The following is a 22,041-nucleotide window of genomic DNA, read 5'->3' on the forward strand; positions in this document are numbered from 1 at the left end:
GCTTTACCCTTCTTGAGGTAACCCTGCACAAGTTTGATTTCCAACAGGATCTTGACACTCTCCCTGTGTTTGAATGCGCAAAAAAGGGAGTCTATCGTGTTTCAACAACTGCAACGCCGCCTGGTCGAACAGGCTCCGCGCTTCTTGCGCCATCCCCTCAAGCTGGTTCCCTTCAATCTGCAAAAGCAGCTGATGGAGAGTTTGCTGGCCCGGGTTTTCAAAGAGGCTATCGAAGATGGCGATTTCGAGTTTCTGGCAGACAAGTGGCTGAAAGTCGAAGTCTCTGATCTGGAGCTGTGCTGGTTTATCAGTGAGCAGAATGGCCAGCTGGTGGTGGCTCGCGAGTGTGACAAGGCCGATGTCTGCTTCAGCGGTACCGCCAACGACCTGATCCTGATTGCCGGTCGCAAAGAGGATCCGGATTCGCTCTTTTTCCAGCGCAAGCTGAAGATAGAAGGGGATACCGAACTGGGCCTTGAGGTGAAAAACCTGATGGACAGTCTGGATCTCGATGGCTTGCCAAGCCTGATGAAGTATCCCCTGATGGATCTGGCGACGTTTATCGAACGGGCCCGCACCGAGTCAGCGCAGGCTTCGGTGCAGACGGCGCCGGGCGGGATCCCGTCTTAAGTGGACAATCACCCCATGGGCATGGCGACGATAATGGTGCCGTGCCCAGAGGCAACGACAGGCCCACAGACAGGGCACCAAGGCGATGAGTGCCGCAGGGGCGGGCAGCTGTGACATGGCTAGCCCCGCAGCCAGCCAGATGAAGGGCTGCGCTTCATACAGCCACTCCGGCTGTAGCCAGCGTTTGCTCGGAAAGATAATCAGATCGGTACGTCGGTAGCTGGAGCGCATCATCCAGGTCACCGCTCCGGCGATAAACAGTAAGGCGCCTGCAAACCAGAGCAGGGGCTGATCACTCAACGTAATAATGGCAATGGCTGCCAGCAGGTAGAGGCTGGGCAATCTTTCATAGATAAAGGGAGGAAGCATGGCGCGGTGTCTCCTGTGCCGTTTATCGGATATCCATCAAGTTTAGTCCCCCCCTCTCACTTCCCTCATGCTGGTTTGTTATACAAACGGGTGGTTTTGTTCTGAAATGGCTCGGCTTTTACGGTGCCAACATGGTGTTCTCTTATGTTACAATTGCGCGCCATTTTTGACTGAAGATTGACTGGGCATGTTGGATCAGATTCGTATCGTTTTGGTAAACACCTCTCATACCGGCAACATGGGGTCTGCGGCACGTGCCATGAAGACCATGGGGTTGACCCAGCTGGTATTGGTTGATCCGCAAGCCTTGCCGGATGACAATGCCTTCGCCCTGGCGGCTGGTGCCAGCGATGTGCTTGCCAATGCCCGTATCGTCCCGACACTGGACGACGCGATCGCCGATTGTGGTCTGGTGATTGGCACCAGCGCTCGTTCTCGAACCCTGAGCTGGCCCATGCTCGATCCCCGTGAGGCCGGCGAAAAGTCGATAGTCGAGGGGATGCAGCACCCGGTCGCGCTGGTGTTTGGCCGTGAACGCACCGGTCTCACCAACGACGAATTGCAAAAGTGCCACTACCACGTGGCCATTCCGGCCAATCCTGATTACAGCTCTCTCAATCTGGCCATGGCGGTGCAGACTCTCTGCTACGAAGTGCGGATGCGCTGGCTGCATGGGCAGGCCGCCGAGCCTGAAGACGAGATGGTCTATCCGAGTGCCGCCCAGCTGGAAGGGTTTTATCAGCACCTGGAACAAACCCTGATGAAGACCGGTTTTATTGCCGATGACCATCCGGGTCATGTGATGAGCAAGCTGCGTCGCCTGTTCAATCGGGCTCGGCCGGAAGCGGCTGAGCTCAACATTCTGCGCGGTATTCTGACCTCGGTGCAGAAAGCGCGCGTACCGGATTAATCCGACTGATTTACTCAACCATATACTTGACTGATTTGGTCGGGTATGTGACCATGTGCCCCATTAAATTGCTTCGCAAGACGGTAAGGCACATGAGACTGACTTCAAAAGGACGTTACGCTGTAACCGCCATGCTCGACGTGGCGCTGCATGCAGAGCAGGGGCCCGTCCCCCTTGCCGATATTTCCGAGCGCCAGGGCATCTCGTTGTCCTATCTCGAGCAGCTCTTTGCCCGCCTGCGCAAACATGGTCTGGTGAGCAGTGTGCGTGGCCCGGGCGGTGGTTATCGCCTCGGTTTGGCCCCAGGCGAGATTTCGGTTGGTCAGGTGATCACCGCGGTCGATGAGTCGGTCGATGCCACCAAGTGTCTCGGCAAGGGCGGTTGCCACGGCGGTACCCAGTGCCTGACTCACTCCCTGTGGCGCGACCTGAGTGAGCGGATTTCCAGCTTCCTCGGGGATATCACGCTGGCCGAGCTGGTACGCCAGGCCGATGTGCGCCGCATTGCCGGCAAGCAAGATGAACAAATGAAGACCGTGTTGTCCCTGGTTGATCGGGCAGAACACGGCGATGTGAGCTTGAAAGTCCAACTATAAACGTGCTTTCCACAGCGGGACTCTGTATGACCCGGACTGTGACGGAGAAAAACATGAAACTGCCTATTTACCTTGATTATTCGGCAACCTGTCCGGTGGACCCGCGTGTCGCAGAAAAAATGATGCAGTGTCTCACCATGGATGGCCTGTTCGGCAATCCGGCTTCCCGTTCTCACCGCTTTGGCTGGCAAGCCGAAGAGGCGGTGGATCTGGCCCGTAATCAAGTGGCAGATCTGATCGGTGCCGATCCCCGCGAGATCGTCTTCACTTCCGGTGCGACCGAATCCAATAACCTGGCCATCAAGGGTGTTGCCCACTTCTATGCCAGCAAGGGCAAGCACATCATCACCTCCAAGACCGAACACAAGGCGGTGCTCGATACCTGTCGCCAGCTGGAGCGTGAAGGGTTCGAGGTGACCTATCTTGAGCCGATGCCAAACGGCCTGTTCACTATCGAGATGATCGAGAATGCCATGCGTGATGACACCATCCTGGTCAGCATCATGCATGTGAACAACGAAATCGGCGTGGTTCAGAACATTGCCGCCATCGGCGAGTTGTGCCGTTCCCGCAAGATCCTGCTGCACGTGGATGCCGTTCAGAGTGTGGGCAAGATCCCGGTAGATGTGGAAGCACTGAAAGTGGACCTGCTCTCCGTCTCTGCGCACAAGGTGTATGGTCCGAAAGGGATCGGTGCACTGTTTGTTCGCCGCAAACCCCGCGTTCGTCTGGAAGCCCAGATGCACGGTGGCGGCCACGAGCGCGGCATGCGTTCCGGTACTCTGCCGACCCACCAGATCGTCGGGATGGGCGAAGCTTTCCGCATCGCCAAAGAAGAGATGGTGAGTGAAGGCGAGCGCATCTTGGCTCTGCGCCAGCGTCTGTGGAATGGCATCAAGGATATTGAAGCCGTCTACATCAATGGCGATCTGGAGCAACGTGTTCCGGGCAACCTCAACGTCAGCTTTGCCTATGTGGAAGGGGAATCCCTCATCATGGCGCTGAAAGATTTGGCGGTCTCTTCCGGCTCGGCCTGTACCTCCGCCAGCCTGGAACCTTCCTATGTGCTGCGCGCACTGGGTCTGAACGACGAGCTGGCACACAGCTCCATCCGTTTCAGCATGGGTCGCTTCACCACCGAGGAAGAGATTGACTACGCGGTCAAGCTTATTCGTGACTCCATCGGTCGTCTGCGCGAGATGTCCCCTCTGTGGGAGATGTACAAAGACGGCGTCGATCTGAACACGGTCGAATGGGCTCATCACTGATCTATCTGGTCAGTGAGCAACAGAATTAGCAGGAGTGAGATATGGCTTACAGTGAAAAAGTAATCGACCACTACGAGAATCCTCGCAACGTCGGTGGTTTCGACAAGAATGATCCCAGCGTTGCAACCGGCATGGTCGGAGCGCCCGCCTGTGGCGACGTGATGAAGCTGCAACTGAAGATCAGCGATGAAGGCATCATCGAAGATGCCAAGTTCAAGACCTACGGCTGCGGTTCCGCCATCGCCTCCAGCTCCCTGGTGACCGAATGGGTCAAGGGCAAGACCCTGGACGAAGCGGCTGGCATCAAGAACACAGATATCGCTGAAGAGTTGGCCCTGCCACCGGTGAAGATCCACTGCTCCATTCTGGCCGAGGACGCCATCAAGGCCGCCATCGCCGATTACAAGCAGAAGAAAGGTCTCTAAGCGTCGGAGAGCAGTATGGCTATTACCATGACAGATGCCGCCGCGGCACGGGTTTCCTCTTTTCTGGCTAACCGGGGCAAGGGCATTGGCCTGCGCCTCGGCGTCAAAACCACCGGCTGCTCCGGTCTGGCCTACGTGCTTGAGTTCGTTGATGAACTGACCGATGAGGATCAGGTGTTCGAGCAGCAGGGCGTAAAGATTATTGTCGATGCCAAGAGCCTGATCCATCTGGATGGCACCGAGCTGGATTTCGTCAAGGAGGGCCTCAACGAGGGCTTCCAGTTCAACAATCCCAACGCCAAAGGCGAGTGTGGTTGCGGCGAAAGTTTCAGTGTCTGAGATGTTTGACGTCAATGATCCTTCGTCTGTGGTTGAGCGGGTCGCCCATGACCCGTTCAACCACATCTCATTTGCTAGGGGCGAGTGAGGTTGTGGCGAACGTTTCCAAGAGGTTTGCATGAATCATTTCGAGCTGTTTGGGCTGGTTGAAGGCTTCGAGCTCGATACCCGTCAGTTGGCTGATACCTACCGCCAGCTGCAAACCCAATTCCATCCTGATCGTTTTGCCACCGCCCCCGAACGGGAGCAGCTGGCTGCGGTGCAACGTGCCGCCCAGATCAACGAAGCATTCACCATCCTCAAGGCGCCGCTGCGCCGTGCAGAATATCTGCTCTCCCTGCGTGGCACCGATATCCGTGGTGAACAGCAGACTCTGCAAGATACCGCGTTTCTGATGCAGCAGCTGGAGTGGCGCGAGCGTCTGGCCGATCTGAAAGATGACGCAGACCCTGAGCGCGCCATCAAGGATTTTCGCAGCGAGATCAGGCATGATCACCAGATGTTGATGCAGCAGCTGACCGAGTCTCTTGCCGCCGGCAAAGATCTCGTTGCCGCTGATTGCGTTCGCAAGCTCAAGTTTGTCGACAAGCTCCTCGAAGAGCTGGAACGATTCGAAGACTCGCTTCTCGAGTCTTGATCCTTTAACGCTGGAAGTTTCATTACCCATGGCATTACTGCAAATCGCCGAACCCGGCCAGAGCGCTGTTCCTCATCAGCACAAACGTGCCGTCGGCATCGATCTCGGCACCACCAACTCTCTCGTCGCTGCGGTTCGCAGTGGTCACGCCGATACCCTTTGCGATGAGCAAGGGCGCGACCTGCTTCCCTCAGTGGTGCACTATCAAAGCGACGCCATTCGAGTGGGGATTGATGCCAAGCGCGAAGCGGCGCTCGATCCTCACAACACCATCGTTTCGGTCAAACGGATGATGGGCAAGGCGCTGGCCGATATCGATACCCGCCAGCAGCCTTACCAGTTTGTTGCCGCCGACAATGGCATGCCGCAACTGCAAACCCGTCAGGGGCTGGTCAATCCGGTGCAGGTCTCGGCCGAAATTCTCAAAAAGCTGGCCGAGCGTGGCGCCCAGACACTCGGGGGCGATCTCGATGGCGTGGTCATTACCGTGCCCGCCTATTTCGATGATGCCCAGCGTCAGGGCACCAAGGATGCGGCCCGTCTGGCCGGTCTGCACGTGCTGCGGCTGCTCAACGAGCCGACTGCGGCCGCGATTGCCTATGGCCTCGACTCCGGTCAGGAAGGGGTGATTGCGGTCTACGATCTGGGGGGCGGTACCTTCGATATCTCCATTCTGCGGCTGCATCGCGGTGTGTTTGAAGTGATGGCGACCGGCGGCGATTCCGCCCTCGGCGGCGATGATTTTGATCACCTGCTGGCGGACTGGATCAAGGAGCAGGCGGGCCTCTCCGGTGAGCTGGATGCCCATCTGCAGCGCGAGCTGCTGGATGTGGCCGCTGCCGTCAAACATGGCCTGACCGATGCCGAGCAGGTGGCGTGCACCTTTGCTGGCTGGCAGGGTTCAGTGAGCCGCAGCCAGTTTGATGAACTCATCACCCCGCTGGTGAAACGGACCTTGCTGGCCTGCCGCCGCGCCCTGCGCGATGCGGGCCTTGAGCAGGTGGAAGTGCTGGAAGTGGTGATGGTCGGTGGCTCCACCCGGGTGCCGCTGGTGCGTGAACTGGTGGGCGAGTTCTTCCAGCGCACGCCGCTGACCAGTATCGATCCGGATAAAGTGGTCGCCATTGGCGCCGCTATCCAGGCCGATATCCTGGTGGGCAACAAGCCCGATGCCGAGATGCTGCTGCTGGACGTTATCCCCTTGTCGCTGGGTCTGGAGACCATGGGTGGCCTCGCCGAGAAGGTGATCCCGCGCAACACCACCATCCCGGTTGCCCGCGCCCAGGAGTTCACCACCTTCAAGGATGGTCAGACCGCCATGGCCATTCACGTGGTACAGGGTGAACGCGAGTTGGTGGCCGATTGCCGCTCCCTGGCCCGCTTTACCCTGACCGGTATTCCGCCGATGGCAGCCGGCGCCGCCCATATTCGCGTCACCTTCCAGGTGGATGCGGATGGTCTGCTCTCGGTCAGCGCCATGGAGAAATCCTCCGGCGTGCAGGCCGAGATCCAGGTCAAGCCCTCTTACGGGCTGGCGGAGCAGGATATCCTCAACATGCTGAGTGCCTCCATCGAGAACGCCCAGCAGGATATGGATGCCCGCATGCTGGCCGAGCAGCAGGTTGAAGCTGACCGGGTGGTCGAGAGTCTCAATGCCGCGCTGGCTGCTGATGGCGATGCCCTGCTCAATGCTGCCGAGCGTGCCGAGATTGATGCCGCCATCGCCCATCTGCTGACCATGCGCAACAGCGGTGCAACCCATCAAATCAAAGAAGCCATTGAGGCAGCAGATGCTGTCAGTGGCGAGTTTGCAGCCCGCCGGATGGACGCCTCCATCCGCAAGGTGCTGACCGGACAAAACGTCAACAAGGTGTAATATGCCAAAACTGATCATTCTTCCTCATCCCGTACTCTGTCCGGATGGCGCCGCCCTCGAGGGGCAAAGCGGCGAGACCATTCTGGATGTGGCGCTGCGCAACGGTATCGAAATCGAGCACGCCTGCGAGAAATCCTGTGCCTGCACCACCTGCCACTGCGTGGTGCGCGAGGGCTTTGACTCGCTCGAGCCAAGTGACGAGCTGGAAGACGACATGCTGGACAAGGCGTGGGGGTTGGAGCCGGAATCGCGCCTCAGCTGCCAGGCAAAACTGGCGGACGAGGATCTGGTGGTGGAATTGCCTAAGTACACCCTGAACCTTGCCTCTGAACGCCATTAATTACACATGAGTGAATTGCACGTGCAGCATCCTGTGGTGCTTCAGTGATATGGTGGAAGGCCGTGACCCTCGGGGGCACGGCCTTTTTTGTATTCGTTATTCTCTCTTTGCCAATAAGCTCTTTGCCCATAAAGAGTGCTTATACATAGTGCCAGTAAAAAGGAAGCAAACACGATGGCTGACATGATGAAGGTAGCGTTATCCACCCAGGCTGCGGCCGCTTATTGGGGCGAGGGCGCCCAGCTCAGTTTCAATGGCGACGAGGCACTGATCCATCTTGGTGCCGCCGGTCAGGAGAAGGATGTTCTGCGTACCGTTCAGCGCGCCGCCCGTCGCCTCGAATCGAGCGGGATCAAGCGGGTGATGCTGGTCGGTGAAGGCTGGGATCTGGAGCGTCGCTACGCGTTCGCCCAGGGGTTCTACGCCGCCAAGGGTGCGCGTGAACTGGATTTTGGCCAGCAGAGCGACGGGGATGCCCGTGAACTGGATGCGCTGCTCAAGGCAGCTCGCTGGGGACGTGACATCACCAATGGCTGTCCGGAAGAGATCTACCCCATGAGTCTGGCGGAATCGGCCCTGTTGCTCATTCGTGGTCTGGCCGGGGATCAGGTTACAGCTCGCATCACCGCCGGTGAAGCGCTGCGCGAGTCCGGCCATATCGGGATCTGGTCGGTTGGCCGTGGCAGTGAGCGCGAGCCTGTGCTGCTGGAGCTCGACTATAACCCGACCGGGGATCGCAATGCACCCGTGGTGGCGGCGCTGGTGGGCAAGGGGATCACTTTTGATTCCGGTGGCTACTCCATGAAGTCCTCTGACAACATGCTGCCGATGAAGTCCGATATGGGCGGCGCGGCCATGGTGACCGGCGCGCTGGCGCTGGCTATCAGCCGCGGTCTGAACCAGCGGGTGAAGCTCATTCTCTGCTGCGCCGAGAACCTGGTCTCCGGCCACGCCTTCAAACTGGGCGACATCCTCACCTACAAGAATGGGGTTTCGGTCGAGATCCAGAACACCGATGCGGAAGGTCGTCTGGTGCTGGCCGATGGCCTGATGGCGGCCTCCGACAGCGGTGCGGCTTATATCCTTGACGCAGCCACCCTGACCGGCGCCGCCAAGATGGCGCTGGGGCGCGATTATAATGCGGTGTTTGCCCTCGATGAGACCGAACAGCAGCGTGCGCTGGCCGCCGCCAAGGTGGAAAACGAGCAGGCGTGGGCACTGCCGCTGGAGCCCTGGCATGCCAGCCAGCTCACCTCGGCCTTTGCCGATCTGGGCAACGTCGCCTCGGCAGAAGGCACGGCCGGTGCCACCACGGCTGCTGCGTTCCTCTCCCGCTTCGTGCGCGATGAGGGCAAGGGCTGGGTGCACCTGGATCTGTCGGCCTCTTATCAGAAATCGGGCAACGATCTGTGGGCGACCGGCGCCAAGGGCCACGGTCTGCGCACAATCGCACGCTGGCTGCAGGAGGTGACCGCATGAATGTCTGGTTAAGTCGTGAATTTGCATCGGCCGAGTGGGGGGAGGGTGCGCTGCTCTCTCACCGTGCCGACGGCATGGTGATCCATCTGGTGACGGCCAATCCGCTGCTCGATATCCAGCAGGCGGCCCGTCGCCTCTGCCAGCAGGGGATCCAGAAAGTGACCCTGGCTGGTCACTGGGAGCGTGAACAGCAGTGGGCTTTTGCCCAAGGGCTGCAAACCCCCAAGGCGGAGGTGCAACTGCAGTGGGCCATGTCCTCGGAAGAGGACAGAGAGGAGCTGGAAGCGCGTTGGCTCTGCGGCCGCTGGGTGCGCGAGATGACCAATGCCACCCCGGAGCAGTTGGGCCCGCTGGAGCTGGCGGTGGAAGCGGCCTCTTTTATTACCGAGCTGGCGCCGGACAAGGTGAGTCATCGCATTTTGAAAGGCGAAGCGCTGCAACAGGCGGGCTGGGTCGGTCTCTATCAGGTGGGCCGCGGCAGTGCGCGCGAACCGGTATTGCTGGAGCTCGACTTCAACCCGGGGCGTGACCCCAAGGCGCCGGTGGCGGCAGCGCTGGTGGGCAAGGGGATCACCTTTGACTCCGGCGGCTACTCCATGAAGAGCTCCGAGGGGATGCTCACCATGAAGTGCGACATGGGGGGCGCGGCGATGGTCACCGGTGCGCTGGCGCTGGCTATGCTGCGCGGGCTCGACAAGCGGGTGAAGCTGATCCTCTGCTGCGCCGAGAACCTGGTCTCCGGCCACGCCTACAAGTTGGGGGATATCCTCACCTACAAGAATGGCACCACGGTCGAGATTGTGAATACCGACGCTGAGGGGCGGCTGGTGCTGGCCGACGGCCTGCAACTGGCGAGCGAGTCCGGCGCACCGCTGATCATCGATGCCGCAACCCTGACTGGCGCAGCCGTGATGGCGCTGGGTGGGCGCTACAATGCTCTGTTCGGCCTCGATAAAGGGCTGGTAAGCCGGGCCATGACTTATGCCGATGCCGAGCATGAGCCAGCCTGGCCGCTGCCGCTGGAGCCCTGGCACCGCCAGCAGTGCCCTTCCCATTACGCCGACACGGCCAACAGCCGTCCGGTGAAGGGGGGCGGGCCGGGTGGCGCCTCCAACGCGGCGGGTTTCCTCTCCCGTTTCGTTGCCAACGAAGGGATGGGCTGGTTGCATATCGATCTGGCCGCCTGCTTCAGTGACAACGGCGATGCTCTCTGGGCGCCGGGGGCCAATACCTTGGGGATGCGCACCATAGCGCGGGCCCTGCTGGCTGAAGCCAAATAGGCGAGACAAGGCACCTTCGGGTGCCTTTTTCATGCTGTTCGAATTGTGAACAAAAGATGGGGTTTTGGCGGCTTAAGGTAACTATCGTGCGCAAGCGCACATATTTTCCGGCTCTGCTCGGTCAAGATGAGTGTGGATGTTGATTGCGAGGGAGTGATGTTTAATAAAAAGTTGCTTGTTTGTGTGTTTTTCCGGTTTTTGTTTACGTATAATCGCCAGCGAACATGGATTCTAACAATAAAACTCTGTAGTTAAGGAAAGATATCAATGGCCATCGAACGTACCTTCTCTATCGTCAAACCGGATGCTGTCAGCAAGAACCTGATCGGTGCCATCTATAGCCGTTTCGAAAGCGCAGGCTTGAAAGTGGTGGCATCCAAAATGCTGCACATGAGCAGTGAACAGGCTGCCGGTTTCTATGCCGAGCATCAGGGCAAGCCTTTTTATGACAATCTGGTCAGCTTCATGACCTCTGGCCCTGTCATGGTGCAGGTGCTGGAAGGGGAAGACGCCATCCGTCGCAATCGCGAGATCATGGGTGCTACCAACCCGAAAGAGGCGCTGGCTGGTACCTTGCGTGCCTGTTATGCCGAGAGCATCGATCGCAACGCAGTACATGGCTCCGATGCACCGGCATCCGCTGCCCGCGAAATTGCCTACTTCTTCTCTGACAACGAGATCTGCCCGCGCGGCTGATTTACGTGGATGATGACCCAAGGGAGCCTCGGCTCCCTTTGTTGTTTTCGCCGTTTACGCAATATCCCTCTATTCTCCAGGTGGAAAGCCAGACCCATTATTTGTACAATGCCGCCCCCTGACGTCGTCAGCCAATAATTGATGAAGTGTTTGAACTGAGGCCATTGATGAGCGAAACAAAAATCAACCTGCTGGATCTTGATCGGGATGCCATGCGTGCCTTTTTCGTCGAACTGGGCGAGAAGCCATTCCGGGCAGATCAGGTCATGAAGTGGATCTATCACTTTGGGTGTGATGATTTCGATCAGATGACCAACGTCAACAAGGTGCTCAAAGAGCGCCTCAAGGCGATCGCCGAGATCAAGGCGCCCGAGATCAGCCGCGAGCAGCGCTCTGCCGATGGCACCATCAAGTGGGCCCTGCAGGTGGGCGATCAGGAGGTCGAGACCGTCTACATCCCGGAAGATGACCGCGCGACCCTCTGCGTCTCCTCTCAAGTTGGCTGTGCGCTGGAGTGCAAGTTCTGCTCTACCGCCCAACAAGGCTTCAACCGCAACCTGAAAGTCTCCGAGATCATCGGTCAGGTGTGGCGTGCGGCCCGCGTGGTCGGTGGCAAGCGTCCCATCACCAACGTGGTGATGATGGGGATGGGCGAGCCGCTGCTCAACCTCGCCAATGTGGTGCCCGCCATGCGTCTGATGATGGATGACTACGGCTTTGGCATCTCCAAGCGCCGGGTGACCATCTCCACCTCTGGCGTGGTACCTGCGCTGGACAAGCTGGGTGACCAGATCGACGTGGCGCTGGCTATCTCCCTGCACGCCCCGAACGACAAGCTGCGTTCAGAGATCATGCCGATCAACGACAAATACAACATCGAGGAGTTCCTCGCCGGTGTCCGTCGTTACCTGGCCAAATCCAATGCCAACGGTGGCCGGGTGACCGTCGAATATGTGCTGCTCGATCATATCAATGACGATATGCAGCATGCGCACGAGCTGGCCAAAGTGCTCAAGGACACGCCGAGCAAGATCAATCTGATCCCGTTCAACCCCTTCCCGGGCAACCCTTACGGCAAGCCGAGCAACAGCCGTATCGATCGCTTCTCCAAGGTGCTGATGGAGTACGGTTTCACCGTGATTGTCCGCAAGACCCGTGGTGATGACATCGATGCCGCCTGTGGTCAGCTGGTGGGTGACGTGATTGACCGTACCAAGCGAACTATCAAAAATCGGATGCAACAGGATGGGATTTCCGTCAAAATGGTTTAAATGCTAAGCCATTGTATAGACAGGGAATGGATACACGTACATTGATCGTAGTGGCAGCGCTCTGCGCGCTGCCAGGCTGTGTGACCGAGACCACTTACGCTGGCCAGAACTCGACCCAGCGTGAAGTGGGTCCTGACCTCAAGGCGGCTGCCCAAACCCGCCTTGACCTGGGTATCCAGTACCTGCGTCAGGGCAATGCCGAGCAGGCCAAGTTCAATCTTGACCGCGCCCTCCAGTATGACCCCTCCAACCCCCAGATCCAGATCGGTTTTGCCTACTTTTACCAGAAGGTAGGAGATTTCAAGGCAGCCGAGACCCATTACAAGAACGCCCTTGCCATGGATCCGTCCAATGCTGACGCAATGAACAACTATGGTGCCTTCCTCTGTGATCGCGGCAGGTATGCCGAGGCAGATCAGGCGTTCAACCAGGCTGTTATTCAGCCAGGCTACGTAAAAATTGCTGATACCTATGAAAATGCGGCACTTTGTGCGCTGCAAAATCGCAGAAATGATAAAGCAGGCGAGTACTATCGCCTGGCCTTGGGGTATAATCCCCGCAATCCAGGGTTATTGCTGGACTTGGCCGAGCTTTCCATGAAAGATGGCAAGCTGCCTGATGTGCAGTCCTACCTCGCCCGTTTTGCCGATGTGTCAGACGAGAACGAGGAGAGTCTCTGGTTGAGACTTCGGCTGGCACAGGCGATGGACAAGCCGGCATTACTTCACCAATTCGGGACTGAGCTGGTAAGGCAATATCCCACTTCGCAACAAGCCAAGCGTTATTTAGCCAATGACTATTGAACAGCAACACGATTTCCAAGACGACTCCCAGGCAGTAGGCCCAGGCCAATTGCTGCGCAACGCCCGTGAACAGCTTGGCTGGACACGAGAACAGGTTGCGTCCCGCATTCACCTTCGTCTGACCCTGATCGCCGCTATCGAATCGGATACCTACGACAAGCACACCTCCCATACCTTTATTCGGGGCTATCTGCGTACCTATGCCAAGCTGGTCGGGATCCCCGACGAGACCATTCTGGCCGCTTACGACAAGCTGGGTCTGACTCCTCCCGACAATATCGACATGCAGAGCTTCTCCCGTCGCTCCCGCCAGCAAGCCAACGACAGTCGGCTCAAGGTGGTGACCTGGCTGGTGATCCTGGTGTTGATTGCGCTCTCGGTCGCCTGGTGGTGGCAGAGTACTTCACGCCGCTCCGCCGGTGATGAAGCGCTGGCAGCCACCGAGATGAGTGCAACTAGTTCGACTCCGGCTGAACCTGCTATCACGCCGCCCGATGCGATCAATACCGCTCCGGTGGAAGGCGCTGCCATCGCACCGGCCGCCACGGACGTGGCTGCCCCTGCGGTGGTCTCCGATGCGACGGCTACCCTGGCGCCTGCTTCTGCGGCTGTTGCCCCGACCGATGTCAGTGCGGCTGTCGGCACTGCGACCGATGCTGCAGTATCCGGCGCCAATGGCACCGAATCTGAAGAGGCTGTCGTTGATCCGGCGACTGCGCCGCAACTGAAGATGAGCTTCACTGCCGATTGCTGGCTGGATGTGAAGGATGCCAACGGCAAGACCCTGTTTAGTGGTCTGAAGAAGGCCAACGACGAGCTGGTGCTGGAAGGCGCCGAGCCCCTGAAGTTCATCATTGGCGCGCCCATGGCCGTCAAGCTTGACTACAAGGGTCAGTCGTTTGATATGAGCCGTTACAACAACGGTCGTACAGCCCGCTTCTCACTGCCGCAGGAGTAATCTGTTTCCCATGTCTTCTCACGAATCACCCATCATTCGTCGTAAATCCAGACAGATCATGGTTGGTAATGTACCGGTTGGGGGCGATGCCCCCATTACCGTGCAGACCATGACCAACACCAAGACCACAGATGTCGCCGCCACTGTCGAGCAGATCCAGCGGATCGAGCGGGTTGGTGCCGATATCGTCCGGGTTTCCGTGCCCACCATGGAAGCGGCGGAAGCCTTCCGGCTCATCAAACAGCAGACCCGCATCCCCATCGTTGCCGATATCCATTTTGACTATCGCATCGCCCTGAAAGTGGCCGAGTATGGCGCTGACTGCCTGCGCATCAATCCGGGCAACATCGGCAACGAGCAGCGGGTGCGCTCGGTGGTCGATTGCGCGCGCGACCTCAATATCCCGATCCGTATCGGGGTCAATGGCGGGTCGCTGGAGAAAGATATTCAGGAGAAGTACGGCGAGCCGACCCCCGAAGCGCTGGTGGAGTCCGCCATGCGTCACGTGGACTACCTCGATCGCCTCGATTTCCAGGACTTCAAGGTGAGTGTCAAGGCCTCTGATGTGTTCCTGGCCGTCGGTGCCTATCGCCTGCTGGCCAAGCAGATCGAGCAGCCGCTGCACCTTGGCATCACCGAAGCGGGCGGTTTCCGTGCCGGCGCGGTGAAGTCTGCCATCGGTCTGGGCATGCTGCTCACCGACGGCATCGGCGATACCCTGCGTATCTCGCTGGCGGCGGATCCTGTGGAGGAGGTGAAGGTCGGTTTCGATATCCTCAAATCCCTGCGTATTCGCTCCCGTGGCATCAACTTTATCGCTTGCCCATCCTGCTCACGGCAGGAGTTCGATGTGATCGCCACCGTCAATGCGCTGGAAGAGCGGCTCGAAGATATCATCACCCCGATGGATGTCTCCATCATCGGTTGCGTGGTGAATGGCCCGGGCGAAGCACTCGTCTCCGATCTTGGTCTGGCGGGTGCCGCCAACAAGAGTGCCTTCTATGAGGGGGGCCAGCGGGTCGATCGGCTCGACAACAAGGATCTCATTCCAACTCTGGAGCGCCGCATTCGCGCCCGCGCCGCCATGCTGGATCCCGCCAACCGGATCCCGATGGACAAGGAGTGAGCGAAACAGGGCCACATTGGGTGGCCCTTTTTCCAGGTGACTGATTTTAAATCCCGCATCCGGATTCCCTGATTTTACCTTGGGGGGGAAAATCCCTATAATGCGGCCAAATTTTACCTCTTTTTCTCGAGTATCAACGTGGCAAAACAGATCCAAGCTATTCGCGGTATGAATGATTGCCTGCCGGAGCAGAGCCCGGTATGGCAGAAGGTTGAACAGATCCTGCGCCAGGTCGTTGCCAGCTATGGCTACAGCGAAGTGCGCATGCCGATTGTCGAGCAGACTCATCTGTTCAAGCGCGCCATCGGTGAAGTGACCGACGTGGTCGAAAAAGAGATGTACACCTTTGAAGATCGCAACGGCGACAGCCTGAGCCTGCGTCCGGAAGGGACCGCCAGCTGCGTCCGTGCCGGTATCGAACACGGTCTGCTCTACAACCAGGAACGCCGGATGTGGTACATGGGCCCCATGTTCCGTCACGAGCGTCCCCAGAAGGGCCGTTATCGCCAGTTCCACCAGTTCGGTGTCGAGCTGTTTGGCATCAACGGGCCGGACATTGACGCTGAGCTGATCATGCTGACCCACCGTCTGTGGCGTCTGTTTGGCATCAGCGAGCATGTCACCCTGCAGCTCAACACCTTGGGTCAGAGCGCCGAGCGTGCCGCTTACCGCGATGCGCTGGTGGCCTATCTGGAGCAGTACAAGGAGCAGCTGGACGAAGAGAGCCAGCGCCGCATGTACAGCAACCCGCTGCGGGTGCTCGACTCCAAGGATGAAAAGGTGCAGGCCATTTTGGCGGGTGCCCCGCGTCTGTTCGACCATCTGGGCGAAGAGAGCCTGGCCCACTTCGAGGGGCTCAAGCGCCTGCTCGAGTCTGCCGGTATCAAATACGAAGTGAACGAGCGTCTGGTGCGTGGTCTTGACTACTACAACCTGACCGTGTTCGAGTGGGTCACCAGCAGTCTGGGTGCCCAGGGCACCGTCTGTGCCGGTGGCCGCTACGATGGTCTGGTAGAGCAGCTGGGCGGTCAACCGACCCCGGCCGTGGGCTTTGCCATGGGCATGGAGCGTCTGGTGCTGATGCTGGAGACTCTCGAGCTCAACGCCGATATCCGCCCGGCAGTGGATGTTTATCTGGCGATGGTGGGCGAGGGGACCGAACAGGCTGGCTTCCAGCTGGCCGAGCGTCTGCGCGATGCCCTGCCGGATCTGCGCCTCATGAGCCACTGCGGTGGTGGCAACTTCAAGAAACAACTCAAACGTGCCGACAAGAGCGGCGCGGCAATCGCCCTGATCCTTGGTGAGACCGAGGTGCAAAACGGGGAGATCACTATCAAATATCTGCGTGGTCAGGCCGAGCAACAGACCGTCAAGGTTGACGCCGCCATTGCCCTGCTGGCAGCCAAAGGAGAGTAAGCTGTGGAAGTCTATACCACCGAAGAACAACAGGTTGAGGTTATCAAGGAGTGGTGGAAAGAGAACGGAACCTCGGTGATTGCCGGGACCGTGATCGGTCTGGTCGGTCTGTTCGGCTGGCGCTATTACAACCAGCACCAGCAAGAGACCATGGAGGCATCCTCCCACTCTTACAACCAGGTGATTGAGCAGCTTGCCAAGGGCGATACCGCCGGTTTCGAGCAGGCACAGCAGTTTGTCACTGCCAACAAGGGTGACTCCTACGGTGAACTGGCCGCGTTGCAACTGGCTGCCGCTGCCGTCAAGGCGGGCAAGCTGGATCTGGCTGCCGAGCAGCTGGAGCTGGTGGCGACCACGGGTGACGAGAGCATTCGTCCCATCGCGGCGCTGCGTCTGGCCCGTGTGCTGAATGATCAGGGCAAGGCAGATGAAGCGCTGGCCAAGCTGGCGACCATCCAGAATGAGGCCTTCAAGGCGCAGGTAGCCGAAGCCCGTGGTGATGTGCTGCAAAAGCAGGGCAAGACCGAAGAGGCTCGTGATGCCTATCAGGCGGCGGCGGATGCCGGCGGCCTGCAGGGTAGCGCCGAGCTCAAGCTGAAAATGGACGATCTGGCCCTGCCGGCCGTTGCGACTGGTGAGGCACCGGATGCGTAATCTATTCAAGATGGTGGCGCTGGGGGCTGCGGTCTCCTTCGCTCTGCAGGGGTGCTCCCTGTTCAGTTCCGAAGAGGATCTCAACCCGATGGCGCCGCTGCCCAAGGTTGAATCTGCCTTCACTGCCGACACCGCATGGTCATCTACTGTGGGTGATGGTATCGGTGACTTCTACTCCCAGCTCAAGCCGGTGGTGGAAGAGGATCGCATCTACGCGGCGGCCCGCGACGGCGATGTCAGCGCCTTTGACCGTGCCAGTGGCGATCGCCTCTGGAGTGTCGATCTGGCCGACCTGCCGGTCAACGCCGACAAGCGCAGCGCCCGCCTTTCCGGCGGCCTGGTTTCCCGTTACGGCAAGCTGTTCCTCGGTTCCGAGAACGGGGTGGTCTACGCCCTTAACGAAGAGAACGGTGAAGTGCTGTGGCAGACCAATGTGCCCGGCGAAGTGGTGGCAAGCCCCGCGGTGGAAGATGGCCGCGTGGTGGTGTTGACCACCTCCGGTCGCTTGATCGCCCTCGACACTGATGAAGGCAAGTTGCAGTGGTCGCTCTCCGAAGAGCAGCCGCCGCTGACCCTGCGCAGTGCCGGTGCACCGGTGATCACCAACGGCGCCGTGATTTACGGTCGTGCCGATGGCAAGGTGGGCATCGCCCTGCTGAGCAACGGCCAGCCGGTGCGCCAGTCTAAGGTGGCTGATCCGCGCGGTGCCACCGAGCTGGACCGCATGGTTGACGTCGATGCCAGCCCGCTGATCGCCGGTGATGAGCTCTACGCCATCGCCTACAACGGTCAGCTGATGGCGCGCAAGCTGATGACCGGCGATGAAGTGTGGAAGCGCAAGTATTCCGGCTATCGCGATCTGGCGATGACCGGCAATGCCATCGTGCTGACCGACAGTCGCAGCCACCTGTTTGCCATCGACCGTCGCAACGGTCTGGAGCTGTGGTCAAACACCCAGCTGGAAAATCGTACCGTCACTGCACCTGTCATCTTCGGTGACTATGTGGTGGTGGGTGATGTGGAAGGATACCTGTATTGGCTTGATCGTACCGACGGTACCATCAAGGCGATGCAGCAGCTCGATAGCAGTGGTCTCTATGCCGCCCCGCTGGTGGATGGCGAGACCCTGTATGTGCAGAGCCGTGACGGTAAGTTGTACGCCCTCAAGCGTCCTTGATCGTCCGATAATGTGAATATCCGGCTCCTGGTCTTCGGACCCGGAGCCTTTGTCGTCTTGAGAATGAGGCTTTTATGACTCCTGTAGTAGCCCTGGTGGGCCGCCCCAACGTGGGGAAATCCACCCTGTTTAACCGCTTGACCCGTACTCGGGATGCCCTGGTTGCCGATTTTCCCGGTCTGACCCGGGACCGTAAATACGGTCAGGCGAAGTTGGGCGAGCTGGAATTTATCGTGGTCGATACCGGCGGTATCGATGGCACCGAAGAGGGGATCGAGCTGAAGATGGCCGAGCAATCCCTGCTGGCCATCGAAGAAGCGGACGTCGTGCTGTTCATGGTGGATGCCCGTGCCGGTCTGACCGCGGCGGATCAAGCCATTGCCGAGCACCTGCGCAAGGCCCACAAGAAGGTATTTCTGGTGGCCAACAAGACCGACGGTATCGACGGTGATTCCGCGGTCTCCGAGTTCTACGGTCTGGCGCTGGGCGAGGTCTACCAGATCGCGGCCGCTCACGGTCGTGGCGTGCTGAGCCTGCTGGAACTGGCCCTGGCTCCCCATCTGGAGACCCTGGTCGACTCCGCTACCGATGAAGATGCGCAGGATGAGGAAGAGGAGGACTTCGACGAAGAAGCCCTGCTGCGCATGGTGGCTGCCGGTGAACTCGATACCAAAGAGGACACCAAGGAGACCCCGTTCGCCGACCTGCCTATCAAGTTCGCCATCGTTGGTCGCCCCAACGTCGGTAAATCTACCCTGACCAACCGCATGCTGGGTGAAGATCGGGTCATCGTCTATGACATGCCCGGCACCACCCGTGACTCCGTTTACATTCCGATGGAGCGTGACGAGCAGAAGTATGTGGTCATCGACACCGCCGGTGTACGTCGTCGTGGCAAGGTGCACGAGACGGTGGAGAAGTTCTCCGTTATCAAGACCTTGAAAGCCATCGAAGATGCCAACGTTTGCCTGCTGGTGATCGACGCCCAGGAGACCATCACCGATCAGGACTTGAGCATCCTTGGCTATGTGCTCCACGCCGGTCGCTCCGTGGTGCTGGTGGTGAACAAGTGGGATGGTCTGGATCAGAAGGTGAAAGAGGATGTAAAGAACGAGCTGGATCGTCGCTTGGGCTTCATCGACTTCGCTCGCGTCCACTTCATCTCCGCCCTGCACGGCAGCGGTGTCGGCCATCTGTTTGAATCCATTCAGGAGGCTTACCAGTCCGCCACCCGTCGTACCAGCACGGCCATGCTGACCCGCATCATGCAGATGGCGCAGGAAGATCACCAGCCGCCGATGGTCAATGGTCGCCGCGTCAAGCTCAAATATGCTCACGCCGGTGGCTACAACCCGCCGCGCATCGTGATCCACGGCAACCAGCTGAACGACTTGCCGGACTCCTACAAGCGGTATCTGATTAACTACTTCCGCAAGTCCCTCAAGATCATGGGCTCGCCGATCCGGGTCGAGTTCCAGGAGTCGGTCAACCCGTTTGAAGGGAAGAAGAACACCATGACCCTGAGTCAGGAACGTCAGCGCAAACGCCTGCTGAAAATGAAGAAGAAATAAGTCCTTGCGGCTGCCCTCACCGGCAGCCGCTTTGTTATCCTCGCCATGTTAAGGTGAGGAATAAGGTGAGGGGGATCTGCCATGGAACAAGACCATGGCAGATCCACTTTTCGAGGAGTTGATTATGGAAGCCCTGCTTTGTCCATCATGCCAGGCTGAACTGGATACCCGCAGCAAGGAGCAAACCTGTGGCCAGTGCCAGGCCCCTGTTCGCGTCACGGCCATCTGCCCCACCTGCCAGCAGGAGCTGGAACGTCTCAAGGCGTGCGGCGCGGTGGATTACTTCTGCAACCACTGCAACTCGCTGATCTCCAAGCGGTCGGTACAGTTCAAGGCGGCGCTGGTGTAAGACAGTATTCAGGTGAGAAAGAAGATAAAAAACCCGGCGAATGCCGGGTTTATGCTGTGTGCTCTGCAATAAGCAGGGTATAGGATCGATTTCTGCGCCACAGATTGCGCTTGATGTCATTAAGCTTGAGTTTGCGTCTGGGGCTCCAGCTGCACTTCGCTTTTCTGACCAGACTGATTTTTCTACGTTTTTGCATCTTGGTCTCCTCCCAACTCAGTTGGCCATCCCGGCCTTGGGTCATTGATGGAGCCCATCCGAAATTGCTGTTATTTAATCTCTCAACATAATGAAAACAATGCGATTTCGGATAGGCTCCGATATGAATCGATGGTAACAGAGAAGTTTGCGTGAAAACAGCCGAATAATGGCTGGTTAGCGCATGGTGATCTGATTGACCACTTCGGCGATGGCGGTGGGGCGCTCGGCCAGCTCGGGCTCGCTGTCGTTGTCGAGACTCTCCCGCTGATGTGCCTTCTGTTGCTCGTTGTCGAGCCAGAGCAGACTCTGGTAATACTGGCGCACGTTGTTGACATAGTTGCGCGCCTCGCTGCCACGGGCATAGCCATAACGCACCTTGCGGTGCCAGCGCGCTTGCTGTAGCAGCGGCAGCACCTCTTTCACGTCGCTCCAGGCGTCGGGATTCTTGCCGAGCTCTTTGGTCAGGCGGCGGGCATCCATCATGTGGCCGTAACCGATGTTGTAGGCGGTGAGGGCAAACCACACCTTCTCGTCATCGGGCACCGAATCCGGCACCTTCTCCATCATCTGTTGCAGATAGAGGGAGCCACCCTTGATGCTCTCTTCCGGATGAAGCCGGTCGTTGACTCCCATCGCCTTGGCAGTGGGCTCGGTCAGCATCATCATGCCGCGCACGCCGGTGTAGGAGCGGGCCTGCGGGTCCCAGTGGGACTCCTGATAGCTGATGGCGGCGAGCAGACGCCAGTCGATATTCTTGGCGTGAGTCTGGAACAGCGGTTGGTACTTGGGCAGCAGGCTCTTGGCGCGCTTGAGGAAGGTGCGGGTATCGACAAAGTCGAAGTTCTGCACGTGGCCGAAGTACTTCTCGTCCAGCTTGGCGATGGCACCATCCATAAAGCGCTGACCGAAGAAGTCGATCACGCTGGCATAGAGGCTGTCATCGGGCAGCTTGCTCATGGCCCAGGCAACGGTCTGCTTCTGGGCCAGGGTCAGCCCCTCGGTGAGCTCCGGGTAGTAGCGCTGGGTACGGGCCAGCACGGTATCCTGCACCACCGTGTAGTCAATCTTGCCATCCACCACCTGCTTGAGCAGCTCCTCTACATCGGCGTTGTCGCTGGTGCTCCAGGCTAGTTTCGGATTTTCTTTGCTCATCTCTTTGAGCAGATCTTCACCGGTGGAGCCGGCGGCCACCACCAGCTTGCCCTTGATATCGTTTAACGAGGCAGGCTTGGGTTTGCCGTTGCGGTAGACCAGTTTGGGAGAGACCTGATAGAAGCCCGGGCCGAAGCGAAACAGCTCGCGTCGCTCTGGGGTGACCATGATGGCGGCAGCCGCCAGATCGAGTTTGCCCTTTTTCAGCAGGGTGACCAGTTGGTCAGTGGTGTCGACCGGGATGATGGTGAGTTTCACCCCCAACCAGTCGGCATAATTTTGCGCCAGCTCGTAATCGAACCCCTGGGCGAGGTCGTCACGCTGGTAATAGGAGGTGGGACCATAGATGGTGCCAACCCGGATCTCGCCTCGCTGGCGGATCTGCTCCAGCTGGCTGGAGGGGCTATAGAAGTCGCAGCCAACCAGCGTCAGCGTCAACAACAGCCCGATAAACAGTCGAAAAATGCAGCGCAAGTAGGTGAGTACCTTTGTTGAAAAAATCGGCATTTGTCAAAAAAGAG

Annotated in this window: 23 protein-coding genes; 21 read left to right on the forward strand and 2 right to left on the reverse strand. The window is 58.7% G+C overall.

Going from position 1 to position 22,041, the window contains the following annotated elements; genetic code table 11:
• Positions 1 to 96: 96 nt before the first annotated feature.
• A complete protein-coding gene (locus ACB040_RS00080; protein WP_139746632.1) occupies positions 97 to 630 on the forward strand; it encodes an SCP2 domain-containing protein in 534 nt (177 codons plus the stop codon).
• Here the strand turns inward: ACB040_RS00080 and ACB040_RS00085 are convergent.
• Positions 583 to 999 carry a hypothetical protein gene (locus tag ACB040_RS00085; protein WP_005359788.1) on the reverse strand — a complete coding sequence of 139 codons (417 nt, stop codon included), beginning with the start codon at positions 997 to 999 and terminating at the stop codon, positions 583 to 585. The genes ACB040_RS00080 and ACB040_RS00085 overlap by 48 nt on opposite strands.
• Positions 1,000 to 1,186: 187 nt before the next feature.
• Between ACB040_RS00085 and trmJ the strand changes: the two genes are divergently transcribed.
• The 20 genes from trmJ to ACB040_RS00185 all read left to right on the forward strand — a co-directional run bounded on the left by trmJ (position 1,187) and on the right by ACB040_RS00185 (position 20,170).
• A complete protein-coding gene (gene trmJ, locus ACB040_RS00090) occupies positions 1,187 to 1,909 on the forward strand; it encodes a tRNA (cytosine(32)/uridine(32)-2'-O)-methyltransferase TrmJ (protein WP_371153954.1) in 723 nt (240 codons plus the stop codon).
• A gap of 92 nt (positions 1,910 to 2,001) precedes the next feature.
• The gene (gene iscR, locus ACB040_RS00095; RefSeq protein WP_026035025.1) at positions 2,002 to 2,505 is read left to right on the forward strand and encodes a Fe-S cluster assembly transcriptional regulator IscR; all 504 of its coding nucleotides are present in this window, start codon (positions 2,002 to 2,004) and stop codon (positions 2,503 to 2,505) included.
• 53 nt (positions 2,506 to 2,558) lie between these two features.
• On the forward strand, positions 2,559 to 3,773 hold the full coding sequence (locus tag ACB040_RS00100) for an IscS subfamily cysteine desulfurase (RefSeq protein WP_013723838.1): 1,215 nt from the start codon (positions 2,559 to 2,561) through the stop codon (positions 3,771 to 3,773).
• 41 nt (positions 3,774 to 3,814) lie between these two features.
• On the forward strand, positions 3,815 to 4,198 hold the full coding sequence (iscU, locus tag ACB040_RS00105) for a Fe-S cluster assembly scaffold IscU (RefSeq protein ID WP_005333813.1): 384 nt from the start codon (positions 3,815 to 3,817) through the stop codon (positions 4,196 to 4,198).
• A 15-nt stretch (positions 4,199 to 4,213) separates the two neighbouring features.
• The gene (gene iscA / locus ACB040_RS00110) at positions 4,214 to 4,537 is read left to right on the forward strand and encodes an iron-sulfur cluster assembly protein IscA (RefSeq protein WP_005333812.1); all 324 of its coding nucleotides are present in this window, start codon (positions 4,214 to 4,216) and stop codon (positions 4,535 to 4,537) included.
• Between the two features lie 118 nt (positions 4,538 to 4,655).
• Positions 4,656 to 5,174, forward strand: coding sequence for a co-chaperone HscB (gene hscB / locus ACB040_RS00115; protein WP_371153950.1), 519 nt, complete (start codon positions 4,656 to 4,658; stop codon positions 5,172 to 5,174).
• 28 nt (positions 5,175 to 5,202) lie between these two features.
• Entirely contained in the window at positions 5,203 to 7,050 is a 1,848-nt protein-coding gene (gene hscA, locus ACB040_RS00120) for a Fe-S protein assembly chaperone HscA (RefSeq protein WP_005351033.1), read from the forward strand.
• Position 7,051: 1 nt separating this feature from the next.
• On the forward strand, positions 7,052 to 7,390 hold the full coding sequence (gene fdx, locus ACB040_RS00125) for an ISC system 2Fe-2S type ferredoxin (RefSeq protein ID WP_005333808.1): 339 nt from the start codon (positions 7,052 to 7,054) through the stop codon (positions 7,388 to 7,390).
• Between the two features lie 174 nt (positions 7,391 to 7,564).
• On the forward strand, positions 7,565 to 8,869 hold the full coding sequence (gene pepB, locus ACB040_RS00130) for an aminopeptidase PepB (protein ID WP_371153948.1): 1,305 nt from the start codon (positions 7,565 to 7,567) through the stop codon (positions 8,867 to 8,869).
• Entirely contained in the window at positions 8,866 to 10,149 is a 1,284-nt protein-coding gene (gene pepB / locus ACB040_RS00135; RefSeq protein ID WP_371153946.1) for an aminopeptidase PepB, read from the forward strand. Before pepB (ACB040_RS00130) ends, pepB (ACB040_RS00135) begins: the two co-directional genes overlap by 4 nt.
• A gap of 267 nt (positions 10,150 to 10,416) precedes the next feature.
• Entirely contained in the window at positions 10,417 to 10,845 is a 429-nt protein-coding gene (gene ndk, locus ACB040_RS00140; RefSeq protein WP_005333805.1) for a nucleoside-diphosphate kinase, read from the forward strand.
• Positions 10,846 to 11,012: 167 nt separating this feature from the next.
• Positions 11,013 to 12,116 carry a bifunctional tRNA (adenosine(37)-C2)-methyltransferase TrmG/ribosomal RNA large subunit methyltransferase RlmN gene (locus ACB040_RS00145; RefSeq protein ID WP_005344856.1) on the forward strand — a complete coding sequence of 368 codons (1,104 nt, stop codon included), beginning with the start codon at positions 11,013 to 11,015 and terminating at the stop codon, positions 12,114 to 12,116.
• 11 nt (positions 12,117 to 12,127) lie between these two features.
• Positions 12,128 to 12,919 (forward strand): PilW family type IVa pilus biogenesis/stability lipoprotein TapF, encoded by a 792-nt coding sequence (tapF, locus tag ACB040_RS00150; RefSeq protein ID WP_085943024.1) that lies wholly within the window; start codon positions 12,128 to 12,130, stop codon positions 12,917 to 12,919.
• Positions 12,909 to 13,877, forward strand: a complete 969-nt coding sequence (gene rodZ, locus ACB040_RS00155) for a cytoskeleton protein RodZ (RefSeq protein WP_362782025.1) — start codon at positions 12,909 to 12,911, stop codon at positions 13,875 to 13,877. Before tapF ends, rodZ begins: the two co-directional genes overlap by 11 nt.
• A gap of 10 nt (positions 13,878 to 13,887) precedes the next feature.
• Positions 13,888 to 15,003 carry a flavodoxin-dependent (E)-4-hydroxy-3-methylbut-2-enyl-diphosphate synthase gene (ispG, locus tag ACB040_RS00160; RefSeq protein ID WP_362808386.1) on the forward strand — a complete coding sequence of 372 codons (1,116 nt, stop codon included), beginning with the start codon at positions 13,888 to 13,890 and terminating at the stop codon, positions 15,001 to 15,003.
• Between the two features lie 138 nt (positions 15,004 to 15,141).
• Positions 15,142 to 16,419, forward strand: coding sequence for a histidine--tRNA ligase (gene hisS, locus ACB040_RS00165; protein ID WP_005351051.1), 1,278 nt, complete (start codon positions 15,142 to 15,144; stop codon positions 16,417 to 16,419).
• 3 nt (positions 16,420 to 16,422) lie between these two features.
• Positions 16,423 to 17,073 (forward strand): tetratricopeptide repeat protein, encoded by a 651-nt coding sequence (locus ACB040_RS00170; protein ID WP_019446074.1) that lies wholly within the window; start codon positions 16,423 to 16,425, stop codon positions 17,071 to 17,073.
• Entirely contained in the window at positions 17,066 to 18,250 is a 1,185-nt protein-coding gene (bamB, locus tag ACB040_RS00175; protein ID WP_371153942.1) for an outer membrane protein assembly factor BamB, read from the forward strand. Before ACB040_RS00170 ends, bamB begins: the two co-directional genes overlap by 8 nt.
• Positions 18,251 to 18,324: 74 nt before the next feature.
• Entirely contained in the window at positions 18,325 to 19,821 is a 1,497-nt protein-coding gene (der, locus tag ACB040_RS00180) for a ribosome biogenesis GTPase Der (RefSeq protein ID WP_005333794.1), read from the forward strand.
• A gap of 124 nt (positions 19,822 to 19,945) precedes the next feature.
• Entirely contained in the window at positions 19,946 to 20,170 is a 225-nt protein-coding gene (locus tag ACB040_RS00185) for a zinc ribbon domain-containing protein (protein WP_005333789.1), read from the forward strand.
• A gap of 372 nt (positions 20,171 to 20,542) precedes the next feature.
• On the opposite strand, the gene mltF is transcribed toward ACB040_RS00185, so the two are convergent.
• A complete protein-coding gene (gene mltF, locus ACB040_RS00190) occupies positions 20,543 to 22,027 on the reverse strand; it encodes a membrane-bound lytic murein transglycosylase MltF (RefSeq protein ID WP_005344877.1) in 1,485 nt (494 codons plus the stop codon).
• Between the last annotated feature and the right edge of the window lie 14 nt (positions 22,028 to 22,041).

The sequence above is a fragment of the Aeromonas sp. S11(2024) genome, from assembly GCF_041402345.1.
In the GTDB taxonomy this organism is placed as follows: Bacteria; Pseudomonadota; Gammaproteobacteria; order Enterobacterales; family Aeromonadaceae; genus Aeromonas; species Aeromonas veronii.